This is a genomic window from Agarilytica rhodophyticola (assembly GCF_002157225.2).
Taxonomy (GTDB): Bacteria; Pseudomonadota; Gammaproteobacteria; order Pseudomonadales; family Cellvibrionaceae; genus Agarilytica; species Agarilytica rhodophyticola.
This window is the reverse complement of sequence record NZ_CP020038.1, coordinates 5,413,368-5,425,900: the sequence shown is the minus strand read 5'-3', so window position 1 is coordinate 5,425,900 and position 12,533 is coordinate 5,413,368. Positions and strand designations below refer to the sequence as shown.

The following is a 12,533-nucleotide window of genomic DNA, read 5'->3' as shown; positions in this document are numbered from 1 at the left end:
AGCCTGTATTTTTATGATAGTAGAAAGCTATATTGACATTTTATTAGTGCTTTTTTACATTGCCTAAAGTTTTTTAAAGAGTCACTTAGCTTTCTATATTATATTCAATACGCTTTATACCATTAATTAAAAACGAAATATGAAAATGCAAAAAATAGTGTGTAATATTTTTAACAGATTGCCTGTTGCGTCAAAAATTTTAGCCATTTTATGTTTGTTTTTTTGCGTTTCGTCTAGTTATGCAAAAGAAATTCTCGTTGTTAATAAAGCTGAGTTTAATGAGGCTGTTCAATCTTTAGTTGCCGGTGACACCATCGTTATGGCCAATGGTATCTGGAAAGATTTTGAAATGGTTTTTGAAGGCAAGGGAACCAAACAAAAACCTATTAAACTGAGAGCTCAAGAAAAAGGTAAAGTTATAATATCCGGTATGTCGAATCTGCGCCTTGCCGGTGAGTATTTAGAAGTCTCTGGACTAGTATTTAAAAATGGCTATACGCCGACGAGTACAGTAATTTCATTTCGTAAAAGTAAGGAGCAAGGCGGCAATCCATCAGATTATATAGCATTCAATTCACGCCTTACAGAAGTAGTTATTGACAATTTTAGCAATCCTGAACGGTTTGAAACGGATTTTTGGGTATTAATGTATGGTAAGCACAATCGTGTTGACCATAATCATTTCAGTGGTAAACACAATAAAGGTGTGCTGCTTGCTGTCAAACTCGATAGCAAAAATAGCCAACAAAATTATCATAAGATCGATCATAATTACTTTGGCCCCAGATCTATTCTTGGCGCTAATGGTGGAGAGACAATACGTGTTGGTACAAGCCACTATTCTTTGAGTAACTCCTTCACACGCATAGAAAGTAACTATTTTGATCGTTGCGATGGTGAATTAGAAATTATATCTATTAAATCTGGTAATAATTTAATAAAAAATAATGTCTTTTTTGAATCCCGTGGCACTTTAACTTTAAGGCATGGAAACGATAATATCATTGAAGACAACATCTTTTTGGGCAATGGCGTCGATCACACAGGAGGTATTCGTGTTATTAACAAAGGTCAAATCGTACGTAACAATTATTTAAATGCACTTACAGGTTATCGTTTTGGTGGTGCATTAGTGGTTATGAATGGTGTGCCTAATTCACCGATTAATCGTTATCATCAAGTGGATGGCGCGATTATAGAGAATAACAGTATTATTAACAGCCACCATATCCAACTTGCTGCTGGAAGTGATAAAGAGCGATCTGCCGTTCCGATAAATAGTCGGTTTAAGAATAATCTTATTTATAATGATAGTAAGCAAGATATTTTTACGGTTTATGACGATATAAGCGGTGTAAAATTTGAAGATAATTTAGTGCATAAAGTTAATAAGGCAGAACTTAAAAAAGGCTTTAATTTTAAGTCGGTCAAGTTAGACAAAGATTCTACTAACAATCTGCTATATCCATCACAGAAGAGATTTTCTAATATTGGCGTAAAAAGAAATCTAAAACCCATTAGAAAAAATGATACAGGTGTCTCTTGGTATAGCAAAGAAGGTAGTATTGCAGCATTTGATTCAAGAGACGAAACGACTGTTAAGCCTGGTCTGGATACTCTGACAAATGCATTTCAACAGGCAAGTTCTGGTGATACCCTAGTGTTGGCACCAGGAAACTATGTGGTCTCAAAAACACTAAAAGTTGATAAAACAATTACAATCAAAGCGGAAAAAACTCGCTCCACTAATATTGAATACACACGAAAAACTCTGTTCGAGATAAAGGAGGGAGGTAATCTTAAATTAAATGGTGTTGATGTTTCCGGTAGTAGAACCCCAGATGATATTGGTAACTCTGTCATTCGGACACATCGTTACTCTATGTTATCAAATTATACTATTCTCATAGAGAATAGTAATTTTAGAAAGCTAAATGTTAACCATTCCTTCAATTTTATTGATGTTGCCAAAAGCACTATGGCGGATCGTATTGATATTATCAATTCTGAGTTTACTGATATTACAGGCGCAATTTTAAAACTCGATAAAGAAGTTGATGATTATGGTATCTATAACGCTGAATATGTCTCCATTGTTAAATCTAAATTCAAGAATATCGATAAATCTCTAGTGGACTACTATCGTGGCGGAACAGATGAAAGTACTTTTGGCCCTCATTTTTTTATTAAAGAGTCTATTTTAGAAAACGTTGGAAAGGGTAAGAGAAATAAATCTGCTGCTTCTATATTCCTCCATGGTGTTCAGGTAAGTACTATCAATAACAATAGGATCGAAAACAGTGCGCCTATTAATGTCTTCCATACTGTTGGCGAACCAGTCACAAAAATTTTTAACAATACATTTACTAATACGCCTGATGTGTTCGTCCAAGAACTATACAGTCGCAAAGAAAATACAGCGTTGATATACGATAATACTCAGGCAGGTGTCACAAGATGAAAACTCTAGTCTTTAGCATTGTCTTGTTTTCTATTTCACTGCTGACCTCAAGTGTTAATGCTCAGGATGGACGAAAACATCCGCTACTGGTATTGAACACTAATGATATTTCTCAGATGCGCCTAGCTAGCAGTGAGTTACCATATTTTAAAGCGTCATACACTGAAGTACGAAGCTTTGTTGAAACTGTAATGAGTGAAGCTATTGATGTGCCTGTACCAAAAGATGCTGGCGGTGGCTATACACACGAACAACACAAGAAAAATTATAAAGCTATTCGCGATGCAGGAATGCTTTATCAAATAACACAAGACAAAAAGTATCTCGACTACGTAAAGCGTTTATTAATGGCTTACGCAGAAATATATCCAACTCTAAGTGAGCATCCTAAAAAGAAAGAGCAGGCGCCAGGCAGGTTATTTTGGCAAAGCTTAAATGAATCAGTATGGTTAGTGAATAGTATCCAAGGCTATGATGCTGTTTATGAAGCTCTTACTATAAAGGAACGTGAAAAGATAGAAATGGGCGTGTTAAGGCCCATGGCAAATTTTCTCTCCGAAGAGTCACACTTTACTTTCAATAAGATTCATAATCATGGGACCTGGGCTGTTGCCGCCGTTGGCATGACCGGCTACGTCATTGGTGATAAATCCTTAGTCGAGAAAGCTTTATTAGGCTTAGATAAAAGTGGTAATGCAGGATTCATTAAACAGCTTGATAAGCTATTTTCTCCTGATGGCTACTACACTGAAGGGCCTTATTATCAACGTTATGCATTAATGCCTTTTGTGTTGTTTGCAAAAGCGATTGACTACAATGAGCCGGAACGCAAAATATTTCAGTATCGTGATAGCATACTTCTTAAGGCTATATATACAACAATACAATTGAGTTACGCAGGCTTATTCTTTCCCATTAATGATGCTTTAAAAGATAAAGGCTTAAAAACTCGTGAATTAGTATTAGGTGTTGCTGTTGCCTACGGCTTAACCAAAGATCCGGCGCTCTTATCGATTGCCAAATCGCAACAAACCATTAATTTTTCTGGTGATGGTGTATTAGTAGCAAAAGGGTTAAATGACGGTAAAGATATTGACTTTCCTTTCCTATCTATGCAATTAAGCGACGGCTCAGATGGCGATGAAGGTGCTCTCTCAATATTTCGTACAGGTAAAGAAGCTGGCCATATGGCTGTCGTAATGAAAAATACGTCTCAGGGAATGGGGCACGGCCACTTCGATAAACTAAGCTGGCTATTTTACAATAATGGTAAAGAAATTATCACCGATTATGGCGCAGCACGTTTTCTAAATGTAGAAACAAAGTATGGTGGCCACTACTTGCCTGAAAACAAAACATGGGCAAAACAAACAATTGCACATAATACCCTCGTGGTTGATGAGCAAAGCCACTTCAATGGTAAGTTGTCTAAAGCGAGCCAGCATCACCCGCAATCGTTATTCTTTGCTGTAGATAAGAGCATCCAAATCAGTGCCGCTAAAGCAAAAGGAACTTATCCGGGTGTCGATCTTATTCGCACTTTGGCCTTAATTAAAATTAAAGGCAATTCTGATCCAATATTATTGGATGTTTTTAATGTATCAAGTAAAGCCCAGCATCAGTATGACTTGCCTCTACATTATCGTGGTCACATAGTGAATACCAATTTTTCGACTGCGGCAGCTACTACTGAATTGAAAGCCTTTGGCGATAAAAATGGTTACCAGCACCTTTGGGTAAAAGCGAAAGCAACGCCCAAAGTAGATTTGCCTCAGGTTACCTGGTTGCAGGATAATCGTTTCTATACTTATACAATGTTGGCAAATAAGAATTCTAGTATGTATTTTTTAGAGTTGGGAGCGAATGATCCCAATTTTAACTTACGTAGAGAAAATGTCATTGTTAAACGAGTTAAAGATAAATCAAATTTTAGTTTCATATCTCTACTGGAAACACATGGTGAATATAATCCAACATTGGAATATACAAAGAATGCAAATAGCCAAATAGAGCGCTTACAGTATTTTAATAATAATGATTCTGAATACATTCAGATCACAACAAAAAAAGGCCAAGTTTTGGGGTTAGGCCTTTCATATAACGGCAATCAAAAAAGTAAACACAGCATACAAGTAGAAGGGAAGCGTCGAGTATGGCGTGGCTCTTATCATTTGTTTGAGGATTAGAAATATGTTGACGCAAAGTGAAAACTTTCTTTTTAAAAAGAAAGAGAAGATCGAAGTTGTTGCGCCAGGTATAACAAGACAGCTTCTTGGTTACAATGACCAAATATTAATGGCGCGAGTGACTTTCGAAGAGGGAAGCGAAGGTTATGTTCATGACCATTTCCATTCGCAAGTAACTTATATTGAAAGTGGTGAATTTGAAGTAAATATTGATGGTGAAAAAAAACTGATGGTCGGTGGTGACGGATTTTATATTCCCCCTAATGCTAAACATGGTGCTATTTGTAGAAAGGCTGGGGTGCTAATAGATGTCTTTAGTCCTGTGCGAGCAGATTTTATAAAAGATAATTCTCTTTAAGGTATTCGTTGTCATGAAGGTTAAAAATTTACGCTGGTTTATTTTATCTCTGGTCGCACTAGCTACAGTTATCAATTATATTGACCGTAATGCCCTTGGAGTTATGTGGCCTGAAATATCGAAAGATTTAGGTATGGATAAAGATGACTATGCCACTATTATCTTTTCTTTTACTTTAGCTTATGCCATTGGACAGTCGGCTTTTGGTAAGATTTTTGATGCAATTGGTACTCGTCTAGGCTTTGTTCTCTCTATTGTTATTTGGTCTGTTTCCATTGCACTGCATGCTGTTGCCAAAACTTTAACTGCATTTGCTTTGTTCCGTTTTACTATGGGCTTTGGTGAAGCGGGTAACTGGCCCGGTGCGACGAAGGCAAACGCTGAATGGTTTCCTGCAAGTGAGCGTGCTTTTGCACAGGGTGTATTTAATTCTGGTGCGGCCGTCGGTGCGATTGTTTCTATTCCATTAACAGCATTTTTATTTGGTATTTTCGGTTGGAAGGCGACTTTTGTTGTTATTGCTGCCTTTGGTTTAGTTTGGATTATTCCTTGGGTTATTTTGTATAAAGGAGCTCCCGCTTCTCACCCTTGGTTAACCGATGAAGAACGTGAGTACATTTTAAGTGGCCAAAAGAAGCAAGCAGACGAAGTGATAGACGATGACGGCTTCGCGCCAGGCTGGTTTGAGATGCTAACGTATAAAAAGAGCTGGTCGGTAATTTTAAGCCGGTTTTTTCTCGACCCCGTATGGTGGTTGTTCATCGGTTGGCTTCCTATTTATCTTACAGAAAAGTTTGGCTTTAACGTAAAAGAAATCGGTATTTATGGGTGGGTTCCCTATGTAGGTGCTTTGTTAGGCGCACTATTTGGTGGATGGCTTTCCGGTTACGGTATAAAGAATGGTTGGGGTATCAATAAAGCGAGAAAAGTTGTCATCACTCTTGGTGGCGTGATCATGTTTCCTGCGCTTATTTTTACAGCTTTTGCTTCAACCCCGTTGGTGGCAGTTTTATTAATGGCAGTCATTCTATTTGGTTTCCAAACGGCAATTGGCAATATTCAAACACTTCCTAGCGATTTTTATGCAGGAAAGTCTGTTGCTTCTTTGGCTGGTGTTAGTGGTACTGCTGCTGTGTTAAGTGTATTGGCAACAACTAAATTAGTGCCAGTCATAACAGCAGAATCTTATGTTCCGTTTTTCTTACTAGGTGCTGCTCTTGTGCCTTTGGCGATGTTATCTATTTGGATTTTTGCAGGCAATATTAGTCCTGTTACTCCAAGGGATATAGAAGCTAAAGCGGTAGAGCAGTAAGTTATTTGAACGTAAATCATTTTTTAAAAGGCAGAAATGGTATGAAATTAGATGGAAAAGTCACAGTTATTACTGGTGGTGTTCGTGATATTGGTAAAGCGGTTTCTTTAAAGCTTGCGTCTGAAGGTGCTAAGCTGATTATCAATTATTTTGATAATTCAGAGGTGGCAGAGCAAACCTTAAAAGAGGTTAAAGATGCAGGTGCGCAAGCTATTTTGGTGCAAGGAGACATGACCAAAGCAAGTGATGTTGAACGCCTTGTGAAAGAAGGGCAAGCCGCTTTTGGTGCAAGAATTGATGTATTAGTCAATGTAGCTGGCGGTTTGGTGGCTCGCAAGACTATTGATGAAATGGATGAAGAATTTTTCAATTTCTTAATTAAGCTCAACCTTAATACAGCTTTCCTATTAACCAAAGCTATTACGCCACATATGACTGATGGTGGTTCTATTATTAACTTTGCATCACAGGCTGGACGCGATGGTGGTGGTCCAGGTGCATCTGCATATGCAACTGCAAAAGGTGCGCTAATGACTTTTACCCGTTCAATGGCGAAAGAGCTTGGTCCTCGTAATATTCGTGTTAACGCTTTGTGTCCAGGTGTTATTAGCACAACCTTCCACGATACATTTACTAAAGATGAAGTACGTGAAAAAGTTGCTGCCGCAACACCATTGCGACGTGAAGGCGGTGCAGCTGAAGTTGCAGATGTTGTTTCATATTTAGCATCTGAAGAATCCTCCTTTTTAACGGGCATTAATATGGATGTGAATGGCGGCCTTTACTTTTCTTAATAAAGTAGAGGTATATTTCTATTAAATAATTACATTTTTTAAGGGTTAGCTTTAATGAAAGATAAGGTTGCGATATTAGGCGAATGCATGCTCGAATTAAGTCAAAGTTCGAGTGTTATTGAGCAAATGTCGAAACCAATGCTACTTTCATATGGCGGAGATACACTTAATACAGCTGTGTATCTCGCCAGGTTAGGGATAGAGGTAGAGTATATAACTGCGCTAGGCGACGATTCTATGAGCGAATGGATGATCAATTGCTGGCGAAGTGAAGGCGTGGGCTGTGCCTCTGTGGCTCGTTATGCAAATAGTTCTCCCGGCTTGTATATGATAGAAACGGACGATACTGGAGAAAGGTCATTTTTATACTGGCGAGACAATTCTCCAGTACGCCGCTTACTGGATAGTGATACGAAAGCACAAGACTTACAAAATACTTTGTCGAATTATCAAATTTTTTATTTGTCAGGTATAAGCTTAGCGTTATATGACGATTCATCTCGTGCACGACTTTTTAATGTTATTAAGCGGTATCGTAGTGATGGTGGAAGCGTTATTTTCGATGGTAACTACAGGCCTCGTTTGTGGCCTGATATAAATCTCGCAAAAAAAGCTTACGAGCGCATGTATCAGCTTACGGATATTGCTTTGCCTACTGTTGAGGATGAAAAAATGCTGTTTAACGACAGCAACTATGAGGATATTAAATCTCGTTTGATATCTTGCGGTGTTAAAGAGATCGTTTTAAAAATGGGCGCCGAAGGTTGTGTGGTTAGTAATGGTGCCGAGGATATTACCGTTGCTACCACTCCGGTAAAAGTTATCGATAGTACTTCTGCGGGTGATTCATTTAATGCGGCTTATCTTGCCGCAAAAATTAATGGTGCAGACTATTATCATTGTGCCAGTTCAGGGAACGCTCTGGCGGCCTTAGTTATTCAGCATCGCGGAGCAATAATTCCCAAGGAGCTTATGCCCGACGTTTAGCTGTGGTAAGTTGGTCTGGAAATAGAGATCAAAATTTACAATTGGGGACTTTTAAACATATTATTATAAGAAGAGTTAATTATGCTTAATAGGTGTATTTATTTATTGGCTTTGGCTGCTATTAGTTTAGCCGCAGGGTGTGGCGGGGGTTCTTCTAATAATAATTCATCGATAAGTAGCACCAATAATTCAAGCTCAACACCTGCACCTACTTCCACAATATCAGTGACTACTTCACCTAGTCCTTCACCTAATCCAACTATTGTTCCTACTGCAACTATTACAAATACACCGCTTCCCTCAGCTGAACCGACTATAGCGCCGACTTCTACAATAACACCGACACCTAGCCCTATGACTGAAATGAGCTACACCACAGTGTTCAGTGAATCGCTAGATGCGGATGTAGATGGTTTGGATGCTTATCAGCTTGTGCGTGAAAAGTTTGGCAGAAATTCTATTGAAGCTCCCGATGTGTACGCCAGTGATCATCAGTCTGTAAGACACCTTAACCAACAGACAGATGATATCGTTGGTGATCATTTTGTTTTTACTTTACATTTAGGAGATGACGGAGATAAGGGTAATTTTATCGATCGGCAGCGTAATGAAATAAAAGTTTATGGTTCCTCTATTGATGAATTAAAGGGGTTTGAAGGTAAGACTTTTGAGTATAGTTGGAAGTTTAAAGTAAATGAAAATATGGAAATCTCTAAAAAGTTTTCTCACTTTTTTCAATTAAAAGCTGTTTATGGCGATGATGCTCAGCCGATTATTACTATCTCTGGCTCCGAGCGCTCGGGCACTGATAGTATGCAAATTCGCTACAGCCCTCATACAATCCCCTCAAATACCCAATATCTAGCGTTTGCAGATTGGCGAGAAGTGAAAGGGGAGTGGCTTAATGTGTTTTGCCGTGTGACCTATGCTGAAGCACAGGAGGGTGGCAAAATAGAAATGCGCATTGTACGTATGAGAGATAATGTCGAAATGTTATCTATTAACGAAAACAATATCGATATGTGGCGTGGGCCTGCCACTGCCTCAGAAGTAGGGCGAGTGCCTTTTGTTCGCCCAAAATGGGGTTACTATCGCTCATACGCCGATGCTACCAACCTAAGAGCAGATGAAGAAGAGGTGCGCTTTGCGAACTTTGTTATCAAAGAAGTTGTGCTAAACGAAAACAACTAATCTGCGATACCTTAAGTTTTATTTTTGAGGCCTTTTCGTGCGATTGTGAAGAGTGTAGGAAGAGGTTAGATGGGTACATGCTGTACCCCAGAAATGTTTGCTACTGTTACTTATCAGAAAGCTGTGCTTTGTGTAGTGCTCCGCAGGACTCTCGCACAATCAATTTTGTTGGCAGCTGTACAGAATTAATTTCTTTGCCTTCAATTAAGTTAATGAGCTTTTCTACCAACATCTCCCCTGCGAGCTGTGTATCTTGTTTCACGGTAGTGAGAGGCGGTGAACAAAAAGAGGACATGGGAATATCATCAAAACCGATAACTGCAATATCTTCAGGCACTCGTTTTCCATACTTAGATAATGCACGTATTGCATTCATGGCGATAACATCAGATGCACAAAAAACAGCCGTAAAATCATCTCTGGCTTGTAATAAAGCCTCCATTCCCTCAGAGCCATCTCTATCATTAGCGTTAGCATCAGACTGCAACGAAGGCTCAACTACAATATTGGCTTCAAGGAGTGCTTTGGTATAGCCCTGGTAGCGAGAAGCCATCTCTGGACTAGAATCTCCCGTAGTGCCTAAAAACGCTATTTTACTATGGCCTAGACTAATAAGATGCTTGGTTGCTTGATAGCCACCGTCTATATTGTCACAGCCAATAAAATGCCCCGGCTGATTAGCCATAACCGGTCCCCAGGCTACAAAATGTGCCCCCATTTCGTCCAGCTGTGCAATCTTCTTAATATAGGTTAAGTAATCGCCATAACCGAGGAAGATGATACCATCGGCTTTGTGTGTATCTTCATAATCTGCTCCCCAATTATCGCTGTAATGCTGAAAGGAGATGAGTAAGTCGTAGCCTCGTCGCGCAGATGAACGAGTAATATTAGCCAGAATTGAGAGAAAAAATGGACTGATCGCAGTATCCGTAGAGCCAGGGTCTTCGCTGAAAAGCAGAGCAAAGGTCTTGGATTCTTTCGACCGTAACTTTCTAGCGTTGATATCGACTTTATAATTGAGCTCCCGAGCAATCGCCTGTACACGCTCACGTGTCTCTTTATTAACTAGTGGGCTATTTCGCAAAGCCCGCGAAACAGTGGGCTGCGATACCCCTGCGCGATAAGCAATATCAAAAGATGTGGGTTTATTTGATTTCATACCTTGATCACTCTGCACATTTCATGTTGTTGATACGCCAATTCATGTAAATAGATTGATTAGCTGTCCTAGCTCCGCTCCGCCAAGTAGCGCTGATAGTCTGGTATCTGACGCTCATAGTCCTGATCCATTAAATGTGAGGATATAAGATAGTCGGCTGTGGCCTCGTTGTTGGCGACGGGGATATTCCAAACATTGGCAATTCTCAACAGTGCCTTTACATCGGGGTCGTGAGGCATGGGCTCGAAGGGGTCCCAGAAGAAAATAAGCACATCTATGGTGCCTGTTGAAATTTTGGCACCTATTTGTTGGTCACCGCCCAAAGGGCCACTGATAAGCTTGTCGATGGCTATATTTAAGTGCTGTTCAAGTTTTAAACCGGTTGTGCCGGTAGCGAGCAGCTGATGGTTCTGCAGCACTTCTCGATGCTTTGCAGCCCATTTGCAAAGCGTCATCTTCATATTGTCATGAGCGACAAGTGCGATATTTTTCTTACGGTTTAATTTCGCGAGCTTAGTATGCAAAGTCTTCTCCTAGACTTAGTATGGCAGCTATGAATGCGCTTTAAGTCTGCCTTGGGCTGAGACGGAAGTCAAACCCAATCTAGATGAAACTTATTGAGAAAACCCCTTGACGATACCCCCATTAATACTTATTATACGCGCCCTCAACGCACTCGTAGCTCAGCTGGATAGAGTACTCGGCTACGAACCGAGCGGTCGTAGGTTCGAATCCTACCGAGTGCGCCATATATCAATGACTTAGCCGCGTTAGCGGCTTTGTTGTTTCTAGAAGGCAGTAAATACACAAATAAAGCAGCCGCTTCTACACGCTTAGGTTTGTATTGATATACCGCCTTCATCTTTTCTGTTAAATGACCTGACTCGTTTCTTTTATGATCAGTGGCGCTTTTTGCTTTAATGTCATGAAAGGTAAAGTGTTCACCGATTTTTACGTTATTATTTATTGGTTTTATTTCTGTATTAATTGCGTCTTCAAGGAGTGCACCATTTAACTCTGCGCCAACGGTTTTGGCTTTTTTTATTATTCGTTGCCACGCGCTATCCAGTGCATTTTTTGTATATGGTAAGCATGCTTTATTGTGTAATAGTGTTCATAAAAAGCTGTGATTGCAAAACATAATAAAATCAGCAATGAAGTGTGTGACTTATATTACAGTTGCTCAGACCCAGAGTGTGGCCATACGTTTGTGTCGACCTTGTCTTTTAAACATACTCTATCACCGTCCCGTAGTGACTCTAAATCACTGGCGCTATCTATATTAAAAGGGCTACCGGAATGCGAGCGCAATCTTTCTTAATAAGCCAATTTTTAATTTATTATTCAATAGCTAATAATAATCCCATTTTATCTGGTTCCTCGGCCTCTTTATCTTTATAAATTGCACGGACTTCCATAAGTTTTTTCTTTCCAAGTGGAGTTAATTCACAAAACTCAAACTCTTTTTCACTATCTCTTTCCATTCTCACTTCTTGAGTTGTAACAAGAAAGCCCAATGCAGAAAATTGGTATTTTATCGTTTGAAACTGAGTATCATTCAATGTGATACTAGACAGGCTAAAACCATCTTGACATTTTTCTTCAATTGGGTCACTAAAAAAATCTTTTATGTATTTTGTAATCTCTGATTTTAATTTTTTCTCACGATTAGGATGGATAGCACTTGGTCCTACTATGCTAAACAATTCATCCCATGTGAATATAAATTTAGCATTAACCGAATATCTTTTCTCACTGTCCCCATAGGGAAGACGGCTATTTAAATAACTTAGTTTAGCTTTTAACTCAACTATATCACTCCCTTGAGAAAGCGATTCAGCGCCTTCTGGTGACTTATAAGAAATGTTGTTAATTTCTTTTTGAAGTTCTTCAATTGTATTCTGAAGTGTTATTATTTTCTTGTTAGCTTCACTAGAAGCGATCAAATTAGATCGTACCCAACCAACAGCTGGATACATCTTCATAGTTTTTATTAGACTTAGAGCAACTAGCCCCGGTAATTCTGTATGCAGATTCCAAAACTTCACTAGTCTCCCAGTTTTCACTCTATTTTTAAAAGAAAGA

11 protein-coding genes and 1 tRNA gene are annotated in these 12,533 nt (G+C 39.2%); 9 read left to right on the top strand and 3 right to left on the bottom strand.

Annotation, left to right across the window (positions count from 1 at the left end):
- The first annotated feature begins 214 nt into the window (after window positions 1-214).
- From BVC89_RS22515 to BVC89_RS22485, 7 genes are all read left to right on the top strand, one after another.
- Window positions 215-2,461 carry a polysaccharide lyase 6 family protein gene (locus tag BVC89_RS22515; protein WP_245929199.1) on the top strand — a complete coding sequence of 749 codons (2,247 nt, stop codon included), beginning with the start codon at window positions 215-217 and terminating at the stop codon, window positions 2,459-2,461.
- On the top strand, window positions 2,458-4,647 hold the full coding sequence (locus BVC89_RS22510; RefSeq protein WP_086933362.1) for an alginate lyase family protein: 2,190 nt from the start codon (window positions 2,458-2,460) through the stop codon (window positions 4,645-4,647). Before BVC89_RS22515 ends, BVC89_RS22510 begins: the two co-directional genes overlap by 4 nt.
- Before the next feature lie 4 nt (window positions 4,648-4,651).
- Window positions 4,652-5,005, top strand: coding sequence for a cupin domain-containing protein (locus BVC89_RS22505; protein ID WP_086933361.1), 354 nt, complete (start codon window positions 4,652-4,654; stop codon window positions 5,003-5,005).
- Between the two features lie 13 nt (window positions 5,006-5,018).
- A complete protein-coding gene (locus BVC89_RS22500; protein ID WP_086933360.1) occupies window positions 5,019-6,317 on the top strand; it encodes an MFS transporter in 1,299 nt (432 codons plus the stop codon).
- A 41-nt stretch (window positions 6,318-6,358) separates the two neighbouring features.
- Entirely contained in the window at window positions 6,359-7,111 is a 753-nt protein-coding gene (locus tag BVC89_RS22495; RefSeq protein ID WP_086933359.1) for an SDR family NAD(P)-dependent oxidoreductase, read from the top strand.
- Between the two features lie 54 nt (window positions 7,112-7,165).
- Window positions 7,166-8,098 carry a sugar kinase gene (locus tag BVC89_RS22490; protein ID WP_086933358.1) on the top strand — a complete coding sequence of 311 codons (933 nt, stop codon included), beginning with the start codon at window positions 7,166-7,168 and terminating at the stop codon, window positions 8,096-8,098.
- 81 nt (window positions 8,099-8,179) lie between these two features.
- A complete protein-coding gene (locus BVC89_RS22485; protein ID WP_103654299.1) occupies window positions 8,180-9,289 on the top strand; it encodes a hypothetical protein in 1,110 nt (369 codons plus the stop codon).
- Window positions 9,290-9,395: 106 nt separating this feature from the next.
- Here BVC89_RS22485 and BVC89_RS22480 read toward each other — a convergent pair whose 3' ends face one another.
- Together BVC89_RS22480 and BVC89_RS22475 are read right to left on the bottom strand one after the other, a co-directional pair.
- Window positions 9,396-10,448, bottom strand: a complete 1,053-nt coding sequence (locus BVC89_RS22480) for a LacI family DNA-binding transcriptional regulator (RefSeq protein WP_086934714.1) — start codon at window positions 10,446-10,448, stop codon at window positions 9,396-9,398.
- A 68-nt stretch (window positions 10,449-10,516) separates the two neighbouring features.
- Entirely contained in the window at window positions 10,517-10,972 is a 456-nt protein-coding gene (locus BVC89_RS22475; protein WP_086933356.1) for a methylglyoxal synthase, read from the bottom strand.
- Window positions 10,973-11,120: 148 nt separating this feature from the next.
- Between BVC89_RS22475 and BVC89_RS22470 the strand changes: the two genes are divergently transcribed.
- A tRNA-Arg gene (locus tag BVC89_RS22470) sits at window positions 11,121-11,197 on the top strand.
- Between the two features lie 377 nt (window positions 11,198-11,574).
- Window positions 11,575-11,769 carry an ogr/Delta-like zinc finger family protein gene (locus BVC89_RS30785; protein WP_086933355.1) on the top strand — a complete coding sequence of 65 codons (195 nt, stop codon included), beginning with the start codon at window positions 11,575-11,577 and terminating at the stop codon, window positions 11,767-11,769.
- Window positions 11,770-11,788: 19 nt separating this feature from the next.
- On the opposite strand, the gene BVC89_RS30210 is transcribed toward BVC89_RS30785, so the two are convergent.
- Window positions 11,789-12,496, bottom strand: a complete 708-nt coding sequence (locus tag BVC89_RS30210; RefSeq protein WP_216825025.1) for a hypothetical protein — start codon at window positions 12,494-12,496, stop codon at window positions 11,789-11,791.
- Window positions 12,497-12,533 lie beyond the last annotated feature (37 nt).